Below are 23751 nucleotides of genomic sequence, written 5' to 3' on the forward strand. Positions count from 1 at the left end.
TCAGGCTGAGGAGCTTTTTTTTGCTTCAGATTTTCAGTAGCTCAGGCCACAGTCGCAGCGTGGTTTCGCTAATATTCTGCAGTTTTTCCAGAGTAGCCCCTTCACGGGCGCTGATCGACATCCCCTGCAAAATACAGCTCAGGTATTGCGCCAGCAGCTGAGGGTTGCATTGTGCAGGGATTTCACCGCGCTGCTGGCGCTGAGCCAGAAATGCGCTGAGCGTCTCTTCCTGCATGGCATGCCGCGATTTCACCGTATTGGCAATCTCTTTCGAGGACGCCGCCAGGGTGGCAGAGGTGTTAATCATAAAGCAGCCCGCAGGCGTCTCTTTACTGGTGAAGCAGGTCGCGACGGCGGTGAAATAGTCGCGAAGCGCCTGTTCGACGCTTTTCTCTTCACAGAACAGCTGGGCTTCGTGTTTCGCCGCAAAGCGCGAAATGTATCTGTCCAGCACTGCCCTGAACAGCCCCTCTTTATTGGTAAATTCGGCATACAGCGTCGGCGCTTTGGCTCCGGTGGCTTCTACCAGATCGGAAAGCGAGGTTGCTTCATACCCATGTTGCCAGAAGAGAGTCATGGCCTTATCAAGCGCTGCATCCCTGTCAAACACTTTTGGTCGGCCACGGCTTTTCTTCGCACAACTCGTGACATCGGTTGTCATGTGCCGTTGGTCCTCTGTTGGTTTGGTGAATAACCATTATAAAAATAAACGCAACCCACCACCAGTGCTGAATGCTTAAAAATATATTAATCATATCTATATGAAAAATAACAACTTTAAAATTAAGTTAATGGTCGTTATAAAATTATGTTGACGCGTGACCTGGATCACATTTATGATTTACCTATCGATCGTTAACTAAATAGATAACGACCTCCAAATTCATCTGCTAAAGGTAAACATCATGAAAAACGTAAAAACCCTCATCGCTGCTGCTGTCCTGAGTTCACTCTCTTTCGCAAGCTTTGCTGCTGTACAGGTACAGTCCACTCCGGTCGATCAGCATAAAGTCGGGACGATCTCTGCGTCTGCCGGGACTAACCTGGGTTCACTGGAAGATCAGCTGGCGCAAAAAGCGCAAGAGATGGGTGCAAAATCTTACCGCATCACCTCTGTGACCGGTCCTAACACCCTGCACGGCACGGCTGTCATCTACAAATAAGCCGGGCATAAACCCTCATTTATGCCACTGCAATAAAAAACGCCCTGCACATGTGCAGTAATGCCGATCGTTTAAGAACACTTGAACGATCCTGCCAGTAAGAGACAATCCGGGTTCAGCCCCTCTGAGCCCGGATTTTTTTTCGTCTGAACACGATATGGACTTCGTTATGGATGCTTACCCGTCCGTGGATACCTTTTCCCGCTCTTTGTATGCGTCCAGCGAGAGTCGTCTGGCCATAATCTGATGCAACCAACAAAGTGGTGTCTACCAAATAGGTGGTGGGTATCAAAGTGTCAGATATGCGGAAAAAAGTGACTCGCGGCAGGCGAAAAAGTTGCCCTGATTATTCTCTTGAATTTAAGCAGCGGCTCTTTGCCTCCTCCTGCGAACCCTGGATACCGGGACGGATTTTATCCTCATATACTGGTGGCAGATAAAATTCCGCTTACGGAAACTACCGTATATTCTTATCAGGCGGCGAACCGGTTTAATATTTATTGCTGTTCGCCAGGGAAGAGCGATTTATAGCAGGAAAAAAGGGCCAAATAACCCTTCAACGGCGGTTCTTGAATATCTGATGATGCGTTCACAGGAAAAGCGCGTTGTCCATATTGTTGTTGCCGACTGAATTGTTATATACGGGTCGGGTATTATTCCGGGTCATATTTATTTATGGTGTGAATATTGTTGTTTTATTTATTTTTAAACTGAATGATATGTATTTTGTAACATTCTGTGATGTGTTACGGAATGACATTTTATTCAATGGTCTGTGGGAGTATTGTTTTTTAATAAACAGTCATTCTTTATTATGGATATTTTGCGATGAAAGGACCGTCAGGCATTGTTCAGCAACAGGATACGTTAAACCGTTATTTACTGTATATTCCACGAGGCAAATCTGTTTTACCGGATGTTCACTCTTTTACCGGGGAAGAAGAACTCAGTAAGCCCTATCGCTACACCATCCGTTTTACCAGCCCGGCATCAAACATTGCCGTCAACGATGTCCTCAATCAGAGGGCGGAATTTATTCTGCGTGCCCCGAATCCGAAATCTGACTGGCACAATCAGGAGCCCTGGCTGCCGGTGCGCCAGATTAACGGAGTGATCACGTCGTTTGCCCGTCTGAAGTCATCTGCCGATGAAGCCCTTTACGAGTGTGTGCTGGAGCATGATCTGGCGCTGCTGGACCGGAATTACCGTTCGGCCGTATACATGAATGTGACAGTGCCAGAGCTCGTCACGAAGCTGATGAAGGAGAGCGGGCGTTTTCAGGGTTACAACATCGATTTTGATCAGTTGAGCCACAGCTACCCCAGCCGTGAAATGATTATTCAGTGGAAAGAAACCGATCTCCAGTTTATCCGCCGTCTGCTGGCCGAGGTGGGGATCTGGTTCCGCTTTGAAAACCATGACAAGGTACAGGGCGAAACGGTGGTTGTCTTTGGTGACGGTGGCCGCCGCTATATCTTCAACGATAAGAAGCTGCCGTACGTTCGCCATTCCGGCATGACCAGCCATGAAGAATACATTACCGAGCTTGAAGAACAATACGAACTCATTCCCGAAAGCGTGCTGGTGCGTACGTATAACTACCGCAATCCATTTTCGCCACAGGCGGATAAAACCATTTTCGATAATGATATTCCCGACGGGATAACCAGCGGAAAACAGTATCACTATGCCGATCATTATCTGGAGGACGGCGATTTTTACGGTGAAGAGGCGGAAACAGCCACGTTCTGCGCACGCCTGCGCTATGAGCGCCTGCTGAACAAACAGAGTGTGCTGGGAGGGACAACCAGTGACCCGGCACTGCTGCCGGGTGTGATGTTCCACCCGACAGGGGATATTCCTGACGGGTTTAAACACGGTTTTCTTGTCACCACAATGACGCTTTCCGGCAGTCGTGCACAGCACTACCGTGCCATCCTGAAGGGGATCCCTTATCTGAACGGCTACAGCTATCGTCCGGAATATCTGTCGCGACCGGTGATTGCCGGTACGGTACCCGGTCGCGTGGCGGCCATCAATCGGGATCACACGTACGCCGGAGTCGATGCTCAGGGCCGATACCGCGTGAAGTTTGATTTTGACCTCGACGAGAAACGTGACGGATTTGAAAGTGCGCTGATGCGTCTGGGCAGACCGTACGGCGGGGATGTGTTTGGTTTTCATTTCCCGCTGCTGGACGGCACAGAGGTGGCTGTAGCCTTTGAAGGCGGCGATCCGGACCGGCCCTTTATTGCGCATGTCATGCATGACGGTAAACACCCTGATCTGGTTACAAACCGCAACGACACCCGCAACGTGATCCGCACTGCTGCTTCGAACAAAATCCGCCTGGAGGACCGCCGCGGTCAGGAACACATCAAGATTTCCACGGAGTACGGCAAGAGTCAGGTCAGCGCTGGCCACCTCGTTGACGCGGAGGGAAAGCAGCGCGGTGAAGGTGTGGAAGCGCGCACTGACAATCACATGGCGCTCCGTGCCGCAAAAGGGGTGATGATCACCACGGAGGCGCAACCGCGTGCTGCGGGTAAGCAACTGGATATGACGGCCGCCATTGCGCAGCTGGAGAAAGCGTTGTCGCTGGCAATGACGCTGCAACAAAGCGCACTGACAGCCGGGGCCAGTAATGTGGAAACCGATCAGCAAAGTCAACTGCGCCAGACGCTGACTAACCTTACCGGCGCGGGCCTGCTGACCTATGCCGACAAAGGTCAGGCGCACGTCACGCCGGACAGTTTGCAGCTGTCTGCCGGGAAAGATGTGATTGTGACGGCGGGCCAGGATACCAGCGTAAACGTGGTGAAAAAATTCTCGCTGGCCGTGGGGGAAAAACTCTCGCTGTTTGCCCGCAAGCTCGGCATTCAGATGATTGCCGGTGCCGGGGATATCACGACGCAGGCCCAGCGCGGGGAAATGCATATGCTTTCGCTGAAGGATTTCACGATGGCGAGTACCGACGGACAGCTGAACGGCAGCGCCAAGCAGGGCATACAGCTGGTCTGTGGCGGTGGCGGAATACGCGTCAGTCCGAACGGACTGGTCACCATCTTCTCGCCAACGGGAATCGAACTGAAAGGGCCAAATCTGAAGTATGACGGCCCGGAAAGCGCACAGGTCACGGTCCCGCCGTTCAATCAGGGCGCGTTTAAACTCCGCTACCAGCTGCACGCCGGAGACGACCCGGAGCAGATTCTCGCAAACAAAAAATTCAGGCTGACCAGTACTGCCGGGAAAGTGGTGGAAGGCATAACTGACAGCAACGGCCATTCATCGCTGCTCGATGCCGACGACCTGGATACCTACAAAATGGAGTTAATGGAATGACGGAAGCCAAACAAAGCCCGTATGCCCCACGGGTGATATCTGAAGGTGATATTCCTGTTCACAAAAGTCTGGGGGAGGTGGCCCAGACCCGCCGTGTGGGCGTCCCGCGTCCGATGCCGGGGATTGTGATCCTCGTTCACGGGGTAAACGACGTCGGGGAGGCCTACCAGAACCAGGAAAAAGGCATTCTTGCGGGACTGAGTAAGCGTCTTAATCGTCAGGATTTTTACGTGCATGAATGGGGTGATTACAGAATTACCCATCCTGGCCGTTCGCCTGTTATCCCGTTCTACTGGGGGTATAAGCCTGTTACGCATGAAGACTACCAGGCAGACCAGAAGCGATACCGGGATGAAGTGGCGAAGTTGGGTAGCCAGGCGAATATACCGTTTGATGCTTATCAGGAGAATGACGAGAAGAAAAAAGCGGCACTGGGTAACGACGGCAAAGGCTCGTTTAAGTATCAGAACGACAACTTCAAAAACGCCCTCGATACAAATTTTGCCAAAGGTGGAGGGACGTTTGCCAATGCGACAACCAACATTCCCGATATGCTGGGTCCGGGGGCTGGTGGCGCTGCGCTGGCCGCCGCAGGGTTTGCCACATTGCACATGAACGGCGGCGATTTCACGCACCCCATCTTTCCGAACCCGCACCGCATCTATCAATTCTTTGCCGCGCAGCGCCTAGCGGATTTGATCCTGACTATCCGCCGAAATCCAGTGACCGGGAAGGATGTTATTAATGTAGTGGCTCACAGCCAGGGCACGATTATCACCATGCTGGCAAATATGCTGGTCAAACAGGAGGGTTTTGATCCGGTTAATTGCACCATTCTGAACCACTCACCGTATTCGCTGGAAGGTCGTCTCAGTGAAGACGCCCAGCCCGGTCATCACCAGACGGCGTTTGCCCGTCAGGAAACGTTTAAACATTTTTGTGCATTGATGGGCACCCAGTACAAAGGCGGGGAGCTGTCAGAGGCAGATATGCAGGCGATGGAAGCCAGCTGTGTATCACGCAAGTCTTCTGATAACCCATTACGCGAGGATGCCAGATATCGTCGTGATAATAACGGCAAAGTTTATAACTACTGGTGTCCGCAGGATGGCACTGTGTCTTTACAAAACATCCAGGGATTCGGCTGGCGAGGGATTCCCGATAAGTTGGCTTCTGGCATTCCGAACCTGCGTCAGCGTGTGTTCTGCCAGCATCGCTGGGTAGGGCGACTGGAAACAGAGTCGTTTAAGATGGCACCGGAGCGGAAAGGCGATTTCAGCACTACGCCGGTGATGAACGCAGGCTACTCGTACAGCGATGTGGTGATAAACGGCGAAGAGCTGCCGGAGCCGTTTATATTTAAACTCATGGGGCAGGATAACCATCCGGATAACGATCCGAAGACCAGTGATAAACCGTACACCGCGTATATCGATCCGAACAGCCCGGATGCCTACATTTCCTATTCAGCTAAAGCCAGTACCATTTCGCGCACTGCATCGGCTACCTATGCGCTTAGTAACTATCAGCGTATCAGCTGGCAACCGGGTCATGTATTAACGCCGAATGAGCTGCAGGTGGAAAGTTTTGACCGGGGGCATGAAGTTATTCGCGGTGAAGTGACGGGAACGAGAGATTTTTCTCAGCTGACGCTGACCTGGCTTAAATCCCGAGACGAACTTGAAAAGGAGTGGCAGAAAACCGATCCGGTAGGCTACAGCCAGCACTCTTCTATCGTTGCGAGTGAATTTGCACCGTCGCACGCGATGGCGTTCGACCTGGCTATCGGTCAGTGCAAATCGTTTGACTATCAGGCCGGCAAGTTCTGGGAAGGATTGTTACACCGCGCAGACTGGCGCGACCCGCAGAATGGCAATCAACATGCGAGAGAATATTACCGTTCAGGTAAATTGAATGAAGCCTTGACCAAATGGTTTATGAATAAACCCGATGATGTTCTGCCTAAAGGTGAGTTCGGCGTGGAAAACCAGTTTAACAACGCGACAACCGTCAGGCCGTCCCGCGACCTGGCCGCCGGGAATCAGGAAGTGGCAAATCTACAATGGGATATGCCTAAGCCAAAATCTGACAGCGACTTGGGAATAGCGAAACAAAAATCGTGGTGGGAATCATGACAGGGAGACAGATATGAGTCTGAAATATACAACGGGTATTGCCATAGCAGCGGTACTGATAAGTTCCGGTTGTCAGGCGAAAGAACCGCCGACGCAGGTAGTTTACCGTTTTGATGACCATCGTTATCTGGAGCTGAAAGGTTGGAACTGCGAGGGCGAGCTCTGGTATACGGATACCAAACGAGGCATTCATACGGAGCCAGTCAGTCAGTATTACCGATTATTTACCCGCAAGTTTATACATCCGTCAGAACGATATATTGCAATAACAGGCTGGGGTGCCGGTGGATTTATGGTTTCTAAAGATTACGGACAAACCTGGCGTTCTGTAGGTATTGCACCTGGTCGTAATGAGCCAAATGGTGATGATGGTCCTCCTTATGAAGACGTTCTTTCTTTCACTGTCGTCAACGATCAGGGTTTTTTGCAGACCAAACATCGACTGTATATGTCGTCCAAACCGTTTGATGACCCGCGCATTCAGCCCGGTGGTCCTGGGATTGAATACACCGTGGATGACGGTATGGGAGGTAAGGTAAACGGCAAGCTGGAGCCAAGCAATGCTGGCCCTGCATGGGGGCTGGACTACATAACTAAACAAGGTCTGAAAGAGGATACAGCCCAGTTTAAGGCTAACTATCAGGGCTTACCCGATAAAGTACCGGAAGTGAAAGATTATACCGGCTGGGACCATATGCAGTGCAATATGGATGCAGGGAGATAGCCATGAAAGGATTTTATTCATTGCTGACCGCGCTGTTGCTGGTGGCCGCAGGTTGCAAGGCTTCAGAGCCGCCGACGCAGGTGGTGTACCGCTTTGATGACCATCGTTATCTGGAATTGAAAGGCTGGAATTGCGAAGGGGAGCTCTGGTACACAGACACTCAGCGGGGTATTCATACCGAATCTGTTAGTCAGTTTTACCGGATTTTTACCAAAAGATATGTTCATCCTTCAGAGCGTTACATTGCGCTTCCGACCTGGGATGTAAGTGGTTTTCGGATTTCAAAAGATTACGGACAAACCTGGCAGGTTGCGCAGTATTCTCCTGGTGAAAATGATCTTAAGGGAATGAATGCCCCACAGCAGGAAGATGTTCTTTCCTTCACAGTGGTCAACGACCAGGGTTTTTTGCAGACCAAACACCGGCTGTATATGTCGTCCAAGCCATTTGACGACCCGCGCCTTGCCGCTGGTGGTCCTGGGATTGAATATACCGTTGACGACGGAACTGGGCAAAAGGTAAGCGGGAAAGTGGAACCTCGTTCACCTGGCTGGCCTTGGGGAATGGTGTATATGACTAAACAAGGTTTAGAAGGCTCTACTGAGCAACTTAAAACCAATTGGCAGAATCAACCCGATAAGGTTCCGGAAGTGAAGGGCTATACGGGCTGGGATCACATGCGCTGCGATATGGATGCAGGAAGGAAAGGATACTGATGAACGGCGTAATTCGACTGAATGACCCGCTGGTGAGCGGTGGGAAGGTAATTAAGGCGTCAGGCGCGCAGTTTATGGGCCTTCCTGTCGCGCTGAAAGGGGATGAGGTGACGTGTCCCGAACATAAGGGGACGTTCCCCATTAACGAGTGCCATCCGACCTGGACGATGAACGGCCGCGGTGTGGTCGTGGATGGTTGTAAAGCGGCGTGCGGCTGTGCCATTCGCACCACGCTTCCCACTGCGGGGGTTGTTTAATGAACTGGTGGTTATTCTCCAAACAGGATGAATTTGAAGAGCGTTTCCCCTATCTGTGGATATGTCTCTTATATGTGGTCGTCGTGGTTATCTGCCTGGGCGTCCGGGCTGTCACATGGCCGGGTAATAAGCATGTCGATCTCGATTTTCTTGCCCAGTCAGTGGTTATTCCGGTTGTTTTTCTGACGGGGTTCGTACAAGTGTTCTCTACCGTGTATCACGGGCTCAGGCACTACATGGAAACGCGATTGCTGATTGCGGCCCAGCAGGAATACAAGGTTGTCAGCTACGCCAGGGGAAATATTACCCTTGCTGGCTGGTCTGTACTGACGCCTCCAAAGGCAACGAAGGAACTGGCGCTGAGTATGCTGAAACTTGAGGGGGAGTTTCCGCTGGCCGCTAAAATACCGTTGAAAATCGAACTGGAAGAATCCTTCGATTTCACGAGAGCCGGGCAGGCTATTATCCGCGTCCTGGAGCCGATGGTCGGAAAACTTTCTCAGTACCGGCAGATTGAAGCGCTGGTGTGGGTACGAGACGGGGACGAATCCTGTAGCGATGAGCTCAGGCGCGTGCTTGAACGTTTAGCGATCGCTACCAAGAAAATAACATTTCTGCCTGAATGCCCGGACTATACGAAAATCACGGAGTGGATAAAGCAGACGAACGGATACGTCGTTGAACGCCTGCTTATCTGTGTCGATCTGCATTCTGACGAAGAAGAGTCGAAGCAGATGGAAAATGTCACCGCGCTTTTCCTCACGAATTACTACGTTAAAACGGAAGGAGAAAAACCGGTTTACCTTTATCAGCCGATGACGGGTGTCACGGACGTTGAAAAAACAGTACCTGTTTATCTGCGTGCGGAAGCGGTCAGTAAACCCAAACAGATCTGGTATACCGGGCTTTCACGTACAGAAAAGTACCCGCTGCTGGAAGTGCTGGATGAGAAAAAAGCTGTGCCGGACCGGCTGGAGCTTGAAATGTCGCTCGGTGAGCATTCTGCCGGGTATCCTTGGCTGATGCTGGCTCTGGCGGCCGATGCGGTAACGTATGCGCAGGGCGATCAGCTGGTGGCTGCTTCCGAAAAGAACAGGTTTTCAATGACGGCTCTGTCGTCCCGGTTAACTCGCCAACCTGATTATCCCCAGGAGAAAAGATACACGACACCGTGGGAAGTTTGTGGGATCGCCGGGTTGATGTTCTTTTTTGGAATTATGATAACCATTGGCAGTTTTGGTGATGGCGGTAAATCTATATCCGGCTGGTTTTTAATTATAATGGCTGTTCTATGTATAGTTATGTTTTTGGTGGTGGGGGCATTTTTTACCTGGTTTTATGGTGATAAAGCTCGTGAGCATATGGGAATGTAATGATGAATGAACTAATTGCTCTGATTTTACCTCACAAAGCTGTATTTTATTATGATGGCTTGGCTTTAGGTGTGATGCTTGCGTTAATGGCAGTGTATATTGATTTGTCTTTTGATCACAGAAACAAAAAGCACTGGTGTACGCACAATAAATTACAGTCATTGAAAGATTCTCCGGAAATCTACCAGTTATATATGTCGATACGTAACCCTTCTCGACGGAATTACTTTGTTAGTGTGCCGCTGAAATTTTTTACAGACTTTAAGACATTTTTAATGATATTGGCTATGTATCTGGGGAGTACAGTCTTAACCATGTCTTATGTTATATATCATTGATAGATGTAGCGGGCTTTGTGCCCGTTGTCATTACATGTCTGAAATAGTAGAGTGAATAACTTTCAGTTCTTTGATATTTTTTGAATGAGCGTTAGTGCGGCTTCTGCCTGTTTGGGATCTCGCTTCTGGTCATAATCTGATGCATCCGACAACGTGGTGTACACCAAATAAGTGGTGGGAATCAAAATGTCAGATATGCAGAAAAATGTGATTCCCGGCAGGCGTAAAGGCTGCCCTGATTATTCTCTTGAGTTTAAGCAGCAGCTCGTTGCCACCTACTGTGAACCCGGGATATCCTGGTGTCCCAGGTACGGGGCTGTGGAAAAGGTGCGACGGGAAACATCCCTAAGCATTTGAAAGGAATGAGGCAAAATGTTAAAGCCTTTATCCGGCCAGAAAAAAAAGCACCGACGATACGATCGTTCAGTGCTTAATGTATCGCCTAAATAACCGTTCAGCTTTAAGTCACGCGAGCCTTAAGTGAACGGCATTACTGCACATGTGCAGGGCGTTTTTCTTTCTGAATTACATCGATTGCTGGATTACATCGTGATGCCGGGTGACATCGGTCGGCATGCCTGACCGGGCCTCCATCGCGCGCTCCATCACCACGCTGTTGGTATTCGCATTCGTTTTGAAGCTTACCATCGCGGCATTCAGGTTAATGGGCAGCGTCTGCGGATCATCGCCAATGTTTTTCGATAGCGGCTGGTGAATTTCGACCAGCCGCACGCCGCCCGGCTCCTCAGAAACCTTAATCGGCGTATTGATAATATTCACTTTGGTACCCGGCGTAACGACGTTAAACAGCGTTTTGATATCGTCATCGCGCAGACGAATACATCCGGAACTGACGCGCATGCCGATGCCAAAGTCCGCATTCGTGCCGTGCAGCAGGTAAACGCCACCGTAGGCTGCCAGGCGGATCGCGTGGTGTCCCATTGGGTTATCCGGGCCTGCCGGCACCACAGCTGGAAGATCAATGCCCTGAGCTTTATAGCGTGCACGAATATTGGCCGTCGGGGTCCAGGTTGGATTCGCGCGTTTATCCGAGACGGTGGTGACCATCGTCGGCGTCAGGGTGTCGCCGCCCAGCTGACCAATACCAATCGGGTAGACGGTCACTTCATTTTTACCCGGCGGGTAATAGTACAGACGCAGCTCGGCCAGGTTTATCACCATCCCCTCGCGCGGGGCGTCCGGCAGGATCGTCTGTAGCGGGATAGTCAACACGCTGCCCGCGCGCGGGACGTAAGGGTCGACGCCGGGGTTCGCCTGCAGCAGAGCCAGAAAACCGACGTTATATTTTTTGGCAATCGCTTCCAGAGAACCGCCATTATTTTCAACCACATGAAAGCGGTTTTCACCTACCACCTTGCTGCCGGGAGGGGGAAGGGGCCAGGTGTTTGCGCGAGCAGGAAGCGCAACCGCGACGGTGGCTGCCAGCGCAAACAGGGTTAACCAGCGAGTAAAACGCGAAGAGGTCATCATCACCATAATCCATGTAAATGATAAGGTTATTGTTTTATAAGGCGTTAAACATAATTATGGCGAATGGGTATGTCGGGAAGATCGGGTGAAGTGCAAAGAGTTTGTAAATTGTCCCCCCGTAGCGCTGGGCTAACAGGGGGAAGGGAGGTTATACGATCGCGTTCTCTTCCAGCTGACGCATAAAGTTACGCACCCAGTCCATACGGGTTTTGCGCTCCGTCAGCTCCTGGGTAAATTTCAGACGGGTTGGGCCATCCAGACGGAAATGCTGCGGCTGTTTTTGCAGCAGACCGATGAGCCACATCGGGTTGACGTGGTTCTTCTCGGCGAATTCAATCACGCCGCCTTTTTCATTGCCTTCGAGCTTGCGAATCCCCAGCTTCTGCGCCTGCTGTCGCAGTCTCGCGATATCCAGCAGATTTCTCGCCGCATCGGGCAGCAGACCAAAGCGATCGATAAGCTCAACCTTGATCTCTTCCAGCTCGTTCTCCTTCTTCGCGCTGGCGATGCGTTTGTAGAATGAGAGTCGGGTATTCACGTCCGGAATGAAATCATCCGGCAGCAGGGAAGGCATACGCAGCTCGACCTCGGTCTGCTGGCTGGTGAGGTCTTCCAGCGACGGCTCGCGTCCGGCCTTTAGGGCATCAACCGCGTTCTCCAGCAGCTCCATATAGAGCGAGAAGCCGATGGTTTCCATCGAGCCGCTCTGGTCTTCACCCAGCAGTTCGCCGGCACCGCGGATCTCGAGATCGTGCGTGGCCAGCGCAAAGCCTGCGCCGAGGTCTTCCAGCGAGGCGATGGCTTCCAGACGCTTTTGCGCGTCGGTGGTCATCGCTTTCGGATGCGGCGTCAGCAGCCAGGCGTAGGCCTGATGGTGTGAACGCCCGACGCGACCGCGCAGTTGGTGAAGCTGCGCCAGACCAAAGTGATCCGCGCGTTCAATGATGATGGTGTTTGCCGTCGGAATGTCGATCCCGGTTTCGATGATGGTGGTGCACACCAGCACGTTAAAGCGCTGGTGGTGGAAGTCGTTCATCACCCGTTCCAGCTCGCGCTCGCGCATCTGCCCGTGACCGATAGCGATACGCGCTTCCGGTACCAGTTCCGCCAGCCTGTCCGCCGCTTTCTGGATATTTTCCACGTCGTTATAGAGGTAGTAGACCTGCCCCCCACGAAGCACTTCACGCAGAATGGCCTCACGCACCACCAGATTATCGTACTCGCGGACAAAGGTTTTCACCGCCAGACGGCGCGCCGGCGGCGTGGCAATAATCGACAGATCGCGCATGCCGCTCATCGCCATGTTCAGGGTGCGCGGTATTGGCGTTGCGGTCAGGGTCAGGATATCGACGTCGGCGCGCATCGCTTTGATGCGCTCTTTATGACGCACCCCGAAGCGGTGCTCTTCGTCGACGATCAGCAGCCCCAGATCTTTCCACTTCACGTCGCTTTGCAGCAGCTTGTGGGTGCCGATCAGAATATCGATCTTGCCTTCGCTTGCCTGCTCCAGAATTTGGGTCTGTTCTTTGGTGCTGCGAAAACGCGACAGCATCTCGATGCGAACCGGCCAGTTGGCGAAGCGGTCGCGGAAGTTGTCGAAGTGCTGCTGAGCGAGCAGGGTGGTCGGCACCAGCACCGCCACCTGCTTGTTGTTTTCGACCGCAAGGAAAGCGGCGCGCATCGCCACTTCGGTTTTACCGAAGCCGACGTCGCCGCAGACTAAGCGGTCCATTGCCAGCGGCTGGCACATGTCGCTCAGCACGGCGTTGATGGCCTGAGCCTGATCCGGCGTGGTTTCAAACGGGAAGCTGTCGCAGAACAGCTGGTACTGTTCCTTATCATGCTTAAAGGCGAAGCCCTCTTTGGCCGCGCGCTGGGCGTAAATATCCAGCAGCTCGGCGGCCACGTCGCGCACTTTTTCCGCGGCCTTCTGGCGCGCGCGCGCCCAGGCATCGCCGCCCAACTTGTGCAGCGGCGCGTTCTCTTCGGCACCGCCCGCGTAGCGGCTGATCAGATGCAGGGACGACACCGGAACATACAGTTTGGCGTCGTTGGCGTAGGTGAGCATCAGGTATTCACCTTTGATGCCGCCCGCTTCCAGCGTGGTCATCCCCTGATAGCGTCCAACGCCATGCTCCAGGTGAACAATCGGCTGGCCCGGGTGCAGCTCGGCCAGGTTGCGGATCAGCGTGTCCGGGTTGATGGTCCGACGGCTGTCCTGACGGCGGCGTGCGACGCGCTCGCCCAGCAGGTCGCTTTCGCAAATCAGCGCCAGGTTGTTGAGCGTGTCGATAAAACCGTGCTCGGCGGCGCCAATCATCAGGTAACGGCCGTTTCCGGTCGCTTCGCTCAGGCGCAGGATGCGCTTCGGCGCCACCTTAATGCGTCCCAGCAGCTCACCTAACGCTTCGCGGCGGCCTTCACTCTCAACGGAGAACACCACCGGGCCGGTAAAGGACTCCAGAAACTTGCGCAGATTATCCAGCGGGGATTTCTGCTGCGCCTGGACGGCCAGGTCCGGCAGCGTCCGGAAGGCGAGGTTGGTGTTGGCGGCCTTGTCGGCAAGCGAATCGGTTTTCAGCTGCATGCGCGGCCAGCGCTTCAGCTCGGCGTTGAGCTCGTCGGTGCGCAGCCACAGCGCTTCCGGCGGCAGCAGCGGGCGCATCGGGTCAACGCCCCGGTTTTCGAAGCGCGCGCGGGTTTCACTTTCAAAGCGGCTGGCGCTGGCGTCGATATCGCCGGTATTAACAATCAGCGTATTCGCCGGGAAGTAGCTGAACAGGGCAGGGAGCGGCTCGTTGAAGAACAGCGGCTGCCAGTATTCGATCCCGGCAGGCAGCGTGCCTTTGCTGACCTGCTGATAAATATGTTCCGCGTCGCGCTTCACCTCGAACTTATCGCGCCACTGGCTGCGAAACAGTTCGATAGCGGTTTTGTCCGTGGGGAACTCATGCGCGGGCAGTAAATTGATGGACTCCACTTCTTCCAGCGTGCGCTGCGTGTCGGCGTCGAAGACGCGCAGGCTGTCGATTTCATCATCGAAAAAGTCCAGACGATACGGCTGGTCGCTGCCCATCGGGTAAAGGTCGAGCAGCGCGCCGCGGGTCGCGTATTCCCCATGCTCCATCACCTGGTCGACGTGGCGATAGCCGGCCCCGTCAAGCTGCGCGCGCAGGGCATCACGGGACAGGCGCTGGCCTTTTTTCATCACCAGCGCGTGACCGTGCAGATAGCTGTGCGGACAGACGCGCTGCATCAGGGTGTTCACTGGCACAATCAGCACGCCGCGCTGCATGGTCGGGAGTTGATAGAGCGTCGACAGGCGCGAGGAGATAATCTCCTGATGCGGAGAGAAGCTGTCATACGGCAGCGTTTCCCAGTCGGCCAGGCTGAACACCAGATTATCGGTGAACTGGCGAATTTCGTCGTGCAGGCGCAGGGCGTTTTGCATATCCGGGGCAACGAGAATCACCGGGCCTGGATGACGCTCGGCGATTTCCGCCACCAGCGTGGCGCACGCCGCGCCCGTGAGTTCACCCAGCTGGCGCTGGTCGCCCGCTTTGACAGGTAAGGAATAACGATAGTGTTCAGGCATGGCTATGTCAGAGTCTCTTATGGATATACCAACAGTATTGGGGCATATCACTGATACGCAATGTCTTTATTATCCTCGATCGTTTTACATAAGCAAATCGTAACCGCACGGCAGGGCTAAACGCCCCCGAAACGGGGGCGGAGAGGGCATTAACGCGTTGAAGGTGACAGGGTCAGCGTAGCGGGAGGAGAGAAGAAAACGTCGCCAAACAGCGCGGTGGAGATCTTACGCACCCCGAGTCCGGCCAGGGTACAGATCAGCAGGCTGGCAAACGGATAGACAAGAATTAGGGATAGCTCGGCCCAGACCGGCCAGTAAGCGGCATTCATCTCGCCGATCAGGAACAGGCTAAAGGCCTCAATCAGGATGCGGTGGGTGGTATAAATCGCAATGGTGTTTGAGCCAATCACGTTCAGCAGATTGTTCGGGTGAACGGCATAGCGCTGCTCAAGGCTATAGAACAGCTTCATGATCAACACAATCGACAGCAATGAGAGCAGCAGCGGAACGTTAGCAAACCACAGCACCACGGAGACGGCGGCGAAAGCGCCGGTTGCCAGCCAGATGCGGCGCAGGTTGACGCTTTTCATCCACGCCATCAGCGCTGCGCCATACCACGCCCCGAGGCTGTAGTAGATCATGTTGCGTACCACGCTGTTCATTCCCCACCACGGCAGCGGCAGGAAGTTGATCGCGATGCTTGCCAGCGCCAGCAGCCCCAGTACCGGCAGCTTCCAGCGGCTCAGCAGTTTACACAGCGTGAAGTAGACCACCAGGGCATACAGATACCACAGGCTGGTGCTGGCGGTGAGCATGCCTTGCACAAATCCTGAGAGCGAGTCGGCGTAGGCCGCGTTCGACGAGGTGGCAAGCTCACGCTCGGGCGCCAGCCAGGCGTTCAGGTGGGTCAGCGCCTGCCATTGCAGGACACCCCACAGCGCCAGCACCCAGACAATGCTCCAGATCCGCTTGTCGAGACTGGTTCGCCAGTCCACCTCGTCGATATAACGACGGATCAGGTAGCCGGAGATAAAGAAGAAGACCGGCATACGAAACGGTGCGAGATAGAGGTTAAAATAGACCCAGCATTTGGCGAGAAGGCCGGAGAGCGGGTGTTGCAGCCCGATCAGATGCGGATAAAACGTGATAACCGAATGATAGATAACCACCAGGCAGATACACAGCCCTTTTATCTGGTTAATCCATAATGCTTTTTGCTTCATTGTTCGCCACTACCTTATTGCCATAAACGAACGAGCAATTGTTGTAAAACGGCACCAGGATGTAATGGGTAACAGTCTGTATCAGGAGGTTTTTCGGAAAAGGTGGAGGTTGCGAGGTGAGTATTCAGACAATAGCACCCTGATTTATCTGAATTTTTCGGAAAAATGATTACCAAAGCTTACTGTTTCAGTCATTTACGCTTAACGGATTCGCTTATATACTCGTGGGTCTGCTATCAGCAAACAGACGGATTTCATGTATCAACCTGTCGCACTCTTCATAGGCTTACGCTACATGCGTGGGCGCGCCGCGGACCGCTTCGGTCGCTTTGTCTCCTGGCTTTCGACTATTGGCATTACGCTTGGCGTGATGGCACTGGTGACGGTGCTTTCCGTCATGAATGGCTTTGAGCGCGAGCTGCAAAATAACATCCTGGGGCTGATGCCGCAGGCCGTTCTCTCATCGACTAACGGTTCGGTTAACCCGCAGCAGCTGCCGGAAAGCGCGGCGAAGTTACAGGGCGTCACGCGCGTTGCGCCGTTGACCACCGGTGACGTGGTGCTGCAAAGCGCCCGCAGCGTGGCGGTCGGCGTGATGCTGGGTATCGACCCGGCGCAAAACGATCCGCTGACACCATATCTGGTTAACGTGAAGCAGACCGATCTGGAAGCCGGAAAATACAATGTGATTCTGGGTGAACAGCTTGCCGGCCAGCTTGGCGTCAACCGTGGCGACCAGCTGCGCGTGATGGTGCCTTCTGCCAGCCAGTTTACGCCGATGGGGCGCCTGCCAAGCCAGCGCCTGTTCAACGTGATTGGTACCTTTGCCGCCAACAGCGAAGTCGATGGCTACCAGATGCTGGTGAACATTCAGGATGCTTCACGCCTGATGCGCTACCCGGCGGGGAATATCACCGGCTGGCGCCTGTGGCTCGACGCACCGCTGAAGGTCGATACCCTCAGCCAGCAAAAACTGCCGAACGGCACCAAATGGCAGGACTGGCGCGAGCGCAAAGGCGAATTGTTCCAGGCCGTGCGGATGGAAAAAAACATGATGGGGCTGCTGCTGAGCCTGATCGTGGCCGTGGCCGCATTTAACATCATTACCTCGCTGGGCCTGATGGTGATGGAGAAGCAGGGCGAAGTTGCCATTCTGCAAACCCAGGGGCTCACGCCGCGCCAGATCATGGCGGTGTTTATGGTGCAGGGGGCCAGTGCCGGTATCATCGGCGCGCTGCTCGGCGCCGTGCTGGGGGCATTGCTTGCCAGCCAGCTCAATAACTTAATGCCGATCATCGGCGCGCTGCTTGACGGCGCGGCGCTGCCGGTGGCTATCGAGCCGCTGCAGGTGGTCGGTATTGCGCTGGCCGCGATGGCCATTGCGCTGCTTTCTACGCTTTATCCTTCCTGGCGCGCCGCCGCCACTCAACCCGCTGAGGCTTTACGTTATGAATAAGATCCTGTTGCAATGCGACAACCTGTCCAAACGCTATCAGGAAGGCACTGTGCAAACCGACGTGCTGCACAATGTGAGCTTTAGCGTGGGTGAAGGCGAGATGATGGCGATTGTCGGCAGCTCCGGCTCGGGCAAAAGTACGCTGCTGCATCTGCTGGGCGGGCTGGATACGCCAACCGAAGGCGACGTGATTTTCTCCGGCCAGCCGATGAGCAAAATGTCCTCAGCGGCGAAGGCTGAGCTACGCAACCGCGAGCTGGGCTTTATCTACCAGTTTCACCACCTGCTGCCGGATTTCACGGCGCTGGAAAACGTGGCGATGCCGCTGCTGATTGGCAAAAAGAAACCGGCAGAAATTAACGCTCGCGCCAGCGACATGCTGAAAGCGGTAGGGCTGGGTCATCGCGGCAACCATCGTCCCTCTGAGCTTTCCGGCGGCGAGCGTCAGCGCGTGGCGATTGCCCGTGCGCTGGTCAACAACCCGCGTCTGGTGCTGGCGGATGAGCCTACCGGTAACCTGGACGCCCGCAATGCGGACAGTATTTTCCAGCTTCTGGGCGAGCTGAACGCCTCGCAGGGCACCGCGTTTCTGGTGGTGACCCACGATCTGCAGCTGGCAAAACGCATGGGGCGTCAGCTTGAGATGCGCGACGGCCATCTGAACGCGGAACTGACCCTGATGGGAGCAGAGTAATGGCGTCACCGTTATCGTTACTCATCGGTTTACGTTTTAGCCGCGGCCGCCGTCGCGGCGGCATGGTGTCGCTGATCTCCGTCATCTCGACCATCGGTATTGCGCTGGGCGTGGCGGTGCTGATTGTCGGCTTAAGCGCGATGAACGGTTTCGAGCGCGAGCTGAATAACCGCATTCTGGCGGTCGTGCCGCACGGGGAGATCGAACCGGTTAACCAGCCATGGACGAACTGGAGCGATGCGCTCGCCAAAGTTGAAAAAGTGCCGGGCATCGCCGCGGCCGCGCCCTATATTAACTTTACCGGGCTGGTGGAGAGCGGGGTAAACCTGCGCGCCATTCAGGTGAAAGGAGTCAACCCAGTCCAGGAAGCGCGTCTCAGCGCGCTGCCGAACTATGTACAGAACGGCGCGTGGGCCAACTTTAAGGCTGGCGAGCAGCAGATCATCATGGGTAAAGGCGTTGCCGATGCCCTGAAGGTGAAGCAGGGCGACTGGGTGTCAATCATGATCCCGAACGCCAGCGCCGACCACAAACTGCAGCAGCCTAAGCGCGTGCGCCTGCACGTCACCGGTATTCTTCAATTGAGCGGTCAGCTCGATCACAGCTTCGCCATGGTGCCGATGGAAGATGCGCGCCAGTATCTCGACATGGGCGACAGCGTGACGGGTATTGCCATTAAGGTGAACGACGTCTTTAACGCCAACAAGCTGGTACGCGACGCGGGCAGCGTGACCAATAACTATGTCTACATCAAAAGCTGGATTGGCACTTACGGGTATATGTACCGTGATATCCAGATGATCCGCGCCATTATGTATCTGGCGATGGTGCTGGTGATTGGTGTGGCGTGCTTTAATATCGTCTCGACGCTGGTAATGGCGGTCAAGGACAAGAGCGGCGACATCGCCGTGCTGCGTACGCTGGGGGCGAAAGACGGTCTTATTCGCGCCATCTTCGTCTGGTACGGTTTGCTGGCGGGGCTGTTCGGCAGCCTGTGCGGCGTGGTGATTGGCGTGGTGGTTTCCCTGCAGCTGACGACGATTATCAACGGGATTGAAAAACTTATTGGTCACCAGTTCCTGTCGGGTGATATCTATTTTATTGACTTCCTGCCGTCTGAACTGCACTGGCTGGACGTTTTTTATGTGCTGCTTACAGCACTTTTACTGAGTCTGCTGGCAAGCTGGTATCCGGCGCGTCGCGCAAGCCGAATTGATCCGGCGAGGGTATTAAGTGGCCAGTAATTACGTCATGATCTAGCGGCTTTCGGGTCGCCAGATCGAAAGAGGAATGCGTTATGTATTATGGATTTGATATTGGCGGCACCAAGATTGCGCTCGGCGTGTTTGATAAAGACCTCAAACTGCAGTGGGAAACCCGCGTTCCCACGCCGCGCGAAAGCTACGACGAATTTTTAACCGCCATTGCCGCGCTGGTGGCGCAGGCGGATGAACGTTTCGGCGTGAAAGGCAGCGTCGGCATTGGTATTCCGGGCATGCCGGAAACCGACGACGGTACGCTTTACGCGGCCAACGTGCCTGCCGCCAGCGGTAAACCGCTGCGCGCCGATCTCTCTGCCCTCCTTGAACGCGACGTGCGTTTAGACAATGATGCCAACTGCTTTGCGCTCTCTGAAGCCTGGGATGATGAATTCCGTCGCTATCCGCTGGTGATGGGGCTGATCCTCGGTACCGGCGTCGGCGGGGGAATCGTCGTCAACGGTAAGCCCATCACCGGCCGCAGCTACATTACTGGCGAGTTTGGCCATATCCGCCTGCCGGTGGATGCTCTCGAGGTGGTGGGGCGTGATTTCCCGCTGACCCGCTGCGGCTGTGGCCAGCACGGCTGTATTGAGAACTACCTTTCAGGCCGCGGGTTTGCATGGCTTTACGAACACTTCTATCATCAGAAACTTGAGGCCCCTCAAATCATTACCCTGTGGGAGCAAGGGGATGCGCAGGCGCGTGAGCACGTCGAGCGCTATCTGGATCTGCTGGCGGTGTGTCTGGGAAATATTCTCACCATCGTCGACCCGGATCTGCTGGTGATCGGGGGAGGGCTCTCAAACTTTGCCGCGATTACGGAACGGTTGTCCGGGCGTTTGCCCCGACATTTATTGCCGGTTGCCCGCGTGCCGCGTATTGAACGCGCGCGACACGGGGACGCAGGAGGGATGCGCGGAGCCGCATTCCTTCATCTCACCGATTAGTTTACGAGGTTTCTATGCTGTCGCGTCGCCAGGGTCGACTCAGCCGTTTTCGCAAAAACAAACGCCGCTTACGTGAGCGCTTGCGCCAGCGGATCTTTTTCAGAGACAGAATAATGCCAGAAGCGATGGATAAACCCAGAGTGGTGGTGCTGACCGGGGCGGGGATCTCCGCCGAGTCAGGAATTCGAACCTTCCGCGCGGCGGACGGGCTGTGGGAAGAGCACCGCGTGGAGGATGTCGCCACGCCGGAAGGTTTTGCCCGCGACCCGGATCTCGTGCAGGCGTTTTACAACGCCCGCCGTCGTCAGCTTCAGCAGCCTGACGTTGCGCCTAATGCGGCGCATCTGGCGCTGGCGAAGCTGGAAGAGGCGCTGGGCGATCGTTTTCTGCTGGTAACGCAGAATATCGACAACCTGCACGAACGGGCCGGCAACAAGAACATCATCCATATGCACGGTGAGCTGCTCAAGGTTCGCTGCGCCTGGAGCGGTCAGGTGCTTGACTGGAAAGAAGACGTGCTGCCGGAGGATAAGTGCCACTGCTGCCAGTTCCCGTCGCGCCTGCGACCGCACGTGGTCTGGTTCGGCGAAATGCCGCTGGGAATGGATGAGATCTACAGCGCGCTGGCGATGGCCGACGTGTTTATCGCCATCGGCACATCCGGCCACGTTTATCCGGCGGCGGGGTTTGTCCACGAAGCGCGACTGCACGGTGCGCATACGGTTGAACTCAACCTTGAGCCAAGCCAGGTGGGCAGCGAGTTTGAAGAGAAACACTACGGTCTGGCCAGCACGGTTGTCCCGGCGTTTGTCGACAAGCTGCTGAAAGGTCTGTAACGCGAATCGCGTGAAAAGGCACCCGCTGGACGGGTGCCTTTTTATTTAAGAATGAAAGAACGCCAGCGTCTTCTCCAGCGATTTAGCCTGCTCGTCCAGCGAGAGCGCCGCCGCTGAGATCTGCTGAACCAGAGAGGCGTTTTGCTGGGTGGTGCTGTCCATCTGGTTAACGGCAGTGCTGACCTGGCTAATCCCGCGGTTCTGCTCGTCCAGCGCCTGAACAATATCGTTGATGACCAGATGCACGTGCGACACCGCTTCAATTACCTGCTTCATCATTACGCCGGTTTCATTGACCAGCTCAACGCCTTTACTGACGCGGCCTGAGGACTCGGCAATCAGCTGGGAAATTTCTTTGGCCGCGTTAGCGCTTCGCTGGGCAAGATTGCGCACTTCACCTGCGACTACCGCGAAACCGCGCCCCTGTTCGCCGGCACGCGCTGCTTCAACGGCCGCATTCAGCGCCAGGATATTGGTCTGGAAGGCGATGCCATCGACGATGCTGTTAATCTCACCGATCTTTCGTGCGCTCTCGTCAATCTCCCCAATCACCACGACTACGTCGTTCACCAGCGTTTCGCCATGCCCGGCGAGGCTCGCGGCGCGATCGGTCAGCGTCGTCGCCTTGTGGGCGTTGTCGGCGTTATTCTTCACCGTGACCGAAATCTCTTCCATGCTGGCTGCCGTTTCAACAATCGCCGCCGCCTGTTCTTCGGTTCGCGAGGCGAGATCAAGGTTGCCCGCCGAAATTTCGCTGGTCCCGCCGTGCACCGAATGGCTGGCTTCGCTGATATTGTCGACTATGCGCTTGAGCTGCATCTGCATGGTGTGCAGGGCATAAAAAATGCTGTGGGTATCTCCGGAGCGAACCGGGATGGTGTTGTTCAGCTCCCCCCGGGCGACGGCCAGGGCGATCCCGGCGGCTTCCGAAGGTTCACCCCCCACCGGACGGTCAACTTTGCGGGTAAAGATCTGCGCCATCACCAGGCTAACCGCCACGATGCTTAACACCATCAGGATGATGGCTTTCAGCAAAAATGCGCGCGCTTCGGCCATCACTTCGCTGACCGGGGTGATAATGGCGAGCTTCCACGGCGTCTGGCTATTACCGACGGCGATGTCCTGCCAGGTGATAAACACATCTTCCTTCAGCAGCGGATCGTTTATCCGGGTGACGTCATGACCGGCAATCTGACCGGCGTAAGGCTTGCCTGCTGCGCGCTTGTCCGGGCTGGACACCACGTTATTACCCGCGGAGAGGAGCAGGGCGTAGCCTGTGCCGTTCCACGGTTTAATCGCGCCGATCGTCGATTGCAGCGTGGCGAGTGAGAAGTCAGAGGTGACCGAGCCCAGAAACTGACCGTCACGCATGATGGGGGCGGCAATCGAGGTGAGCATCACGTCCACGCCGTTGTAGGGGTAAATATAGGGTTCGATGATCACATCTTTATGCCGCTGTTTCGGCAGCAGATAATAATCACCGCTGCCGGGCGTTTCGATGTCCGTCAGCAGGTGTAAGGCCGGTTTGCCGGTAGCGTCGCGGTCGACGTAGCGGGCGTAGCGTCCGGCAGGATCTTCACCGCTCTGACCGGCAAAGGCGGCATCTTTATCGTCAAACGCGTTGGGCTCAAAGGCCATCGACATAGAGAGAAACTGGGGATGAGCCGACAGATAGCTGATGAGCAGCTGGTTCAGGCTCTGGCGATCGAATACCCCCGCCTCGCGCAGCGCCAGCGCGCTGTTGCCCATGTCCCGGGCGGCAGTCAGGGCAGAATCCAGCTGTTTGCTGACCTGTAAAGCTTGCACCTCGGCAATCTGGCGGATATGTTTTTTGGCCAGCACCTCCTGCTGCGCCATCCACTGCCACATCATAAACCCGATCGTTGCCGTAAAGCCCACCGTCACGGTGAGGAAAATGGACAATAGCATCAACGTCTTGACTCTTATTTTAGATCTTCGGACCATGGCGTCTTTCATTCTCATCTCCCGTAATGTAGTGCGTGTCGGGCAGGCACATATTCCTTATCGGATATATTTCCTTCTTTCTGTAGAGCGCCGGGTATATTTAATTTAAATTCCAGAATAGTAAATCCCGTTAATTAGTGTGGATGCTTTTATTTTGTGCATTCAATCAAAATAGCGCTCGATAATGCTCGTTATCATCGTGTAGAAAGAGGATGCTAATAAATATTAAGTGGT

Annotated in this window: 17 protein-coding genes; 12 read left to right on the forward strand and 5 right to left on the reverse strand. The window is 54.6% G+C overall.

Going from position 1 to position 23751, the window contains the following annotated elements; genetic code table 11:
- Positions 1-25: 25 nt before the first annotated feature.
- The gene (locus AC4IC4_RS08785; RefSeq protein ID WP_024909039.1) at positions 26-661 is read right to left on the reverse strand and encodes a TetR/AcrR family transcriptional regulator; all 636 of its coding nucleotides are present in this window, start codon (positions 659-661) and stop codon (positions 26-28) included.
- Between the two features lie 244 nt (positions 662-905).
- On the opposite strand from AC4IC4_RS08785, the gene bhsA reads away from it, so the two are divergent.
- From bhsA to AC4IC4_RS08820, 7 genes are all read left to right on the forward strand, one after another.
- Positions 906-1163 (forward strand): multiple stress resistance protein BhsA, encoded by a 258-nt coding sequence (bhsA, locus tag AC4IC4_RS08790; RefSeq protein ID WP_008500777.1) that lies wholly within the window; start codon positions 906-908, stop codon positions 1161-1163.
- A gap of 828 nt (positions 1164-1991) precedes the next feature.
- Entirely contained in the window at positions 1992-4505 is a 2514-nt protein-coding gene (locus tag AC4IC4_RS08795) for a type VI secretion system Vgr family protein (protein WP_491472558.1), read from the forward strand.
- Positions 4502-6640, forward strand: coding sequence for a T6SS effector phospholipase Tle3 domain-containing protein (locus AC4IC4_RS08800; protein ID WP_491472559.1), 2139 nt, complete (start codon positions 4502-4504; stop codon positions 6638-6640). Before AC4IC4_RS08795 ends, AC4IC4_RS08800 begins: the two co-directional genes overlap by 4 nt.
- A 13-nt stretch (positions 6641-6653) precedes the next feature.
- Positions 6654-7364: a T6SS immunity protein Tli3 family protein gene (locus AC4IC4_RS08805; RefSeq protein WP_491472560.1), complete on the forward strand. Its 711-nt coding sequence runs from the start codon at positions 6654-6656 to the stop codon at positions 7362-7364.
- A gap of 2 nt (positions 7365-7366) precedes the next feature.
- On the forward strand, positions 7367-8080 hold the full coding sequence (locus tag AC4IC4_RS08810; RefSeq protein WP_491472561.1) for a T6SS immunity protein Tli3 family protein: 714 nt from the start codon (positions 7367-7369) through the stop codon (positions 8078-8080).
- The gene (locus tag AC4IC4_RS08815) at positions 8080-8337 is read left to right on the forward strand and encodes a PAAR domain-containing protein (protein WP_157188939.1); all 258 of its coding nucleotides are present in this window, start codon (positions 8080-8082) and stop codon (positions 8335-8337) included. The genes AC4IC4_RS08810 and AC4IC4_RS08815 overlap by 1 nt, the downstream gene beginning before the upstream one ends.
- A complete protein-coding gene (locus AC4IC4_RS08820; protein WP_208763762.1) occupies positions 8337-9710 on the forward strand; it encodes a hypothetical protein in 1374 nt (457 codons plus the stop codon). The genes AC4IC4_RS08815 and AC4IC4_RS08820 overlap by 1 nt, the downstream gene beginning before the upstream one ends.
- An 863-nt stretch (positions 9711-10573) precedes the next feature.
- On the opposite strand, the gene ldtC is transcribed toward AC4IC4_RS08820, so the two are convergent.
- The 3 genes from ldtC to AC4IC4_RS08835 all read right to left on the reverse strand — a co-directional run bounded on the left by ldtC (position 10574) and on the right by AC4IC4_RS08835 (position 16357).
- Positions 10574-11539 (reverse strand): L,D-transpeptidase LdtC, encoded by a 966-nt coding sequence (ldtC, locus tag AC4IC4_RS08825; RefSeq protein WP_032650862.1) that lies wholly within the window; start codon positions 11537-11539, stop codon positions 10574-10576.
- Positions 11540-11687: 148 nt separating this feature from the next.
- Positions 11688-15134 (reverse strand): transcription-repair coupling factor, encoded by a 3447-nt coding sequence (gene mfd / locus AC4IC4_RS08830; RefSeq protein WP_491472562.1) that lies wholly within the window; start codon positions 15132-15134, stop codon positions 11688-11690.
- 149 nt (positions 15135-15283) lie between these two features.
- Positions 15284-16357, reverse strand: coding sequence for an acyltransferase family protein (locus AC4IC4_RS08835; RefSeq protein WP_090417349.1), 1074 nt, complete (start codon positions 16355-16357; stop codon positions 15284-15286).
- Positions 16358-16613: 256 nt separating this feature from the next.
- On the opposite strand from AC4IC4_RS08835, the gene lolC reads away from it, so the two are divergent.
- From lolC to cobB, 5 genes are read left to right on the forward strand one after another with little or no spacing between them, the layout of a single operon-like run.
- Positions 16614-17813 carry a lipoprotein-releasing ABC transporter permease subunit LolC gene (gene lolC / locus AC4IC4_RS08840; RefSeq protein WP_491472563.1) on the forward strand — a complete coding sequence of 400 codons (1200 nt, stop codon included), beginning with the start codon at positions 16614-16616 and terminating at the stop codon, positions 17811-17813.
- The gene (gene lolD / locus AC4IC4_RS08845; RefSeq protein WP_010429765.1) at positions 17806-18507 is read left to right on the forward strand and encodes a lipoprotein-releasing ABC transporter ATP-binding protein LolD; all 702 of its coding nucleotides are present in this window, start codon (positions 17806-17808) and stop codon (positions 18505-18507) included. The genes lolC and lolD overlap by 8 nt, the downstream gene beginning before the upstream one ends.
- Complete coding sequence (gene lolE / locus AC4IC4_RS08850) at positions 18507-19751, forward strand: lipoprotein-releasing ABC transporter permease subunit LolE (protein WP_491472564.1); 1245 nt, start codon at positions 18507-18509, stop codon at positions 19749-19751. The genes lolD and lolE overlap by 1 nt, the downstream gene beginning before the upstream one ends.
- Positions 19752-19804: 53 nt before the next feature.
- Positions 19805-20716, forward strand: a complete 912-nt coding sequence (gene nagK, locus AC4IC4_RS08855) for an N-acetylglucosamine kinase (protein WP_491472565.1) — start codon at positions 19805-19807, stop codon at positions 20714-20716.
- A gap of 14 nt (positions 20717-20730) precedes the next feature.
- Positions 20731-21552, forward strand: a complete 822-nt coding sequence (gene cobB, locus AC4IC4_RS08860; protein WP_024908604.1) for a Sir2 family NAD+-dependent deacetylase — start codon at positions 20731-20733, stop codon at positions 21550-21552.
- A gap of 45 nt (positions 21553-21597) precedes the next feature.
- Here the strand turns inward: cobB and AC4IC4_RS08865 are convergent, their stop codons facing one another.
- On the reverse strand, positions 21598-23529 hold the full coding sequence (locus AC4IC4_RS08865) for a methyl-accepting chemotaxis protein (RefSeq protein WP_024908603.1): 1932 nt from the start codon (positions 23527-23529) through the stop codon (positions 21598-21600).
- Positions 23530-23751: the final 222 nt, after the last annotated feature.

The organism is Enterobacter sp. Taxon_2, from assembly GCF_058355295.1.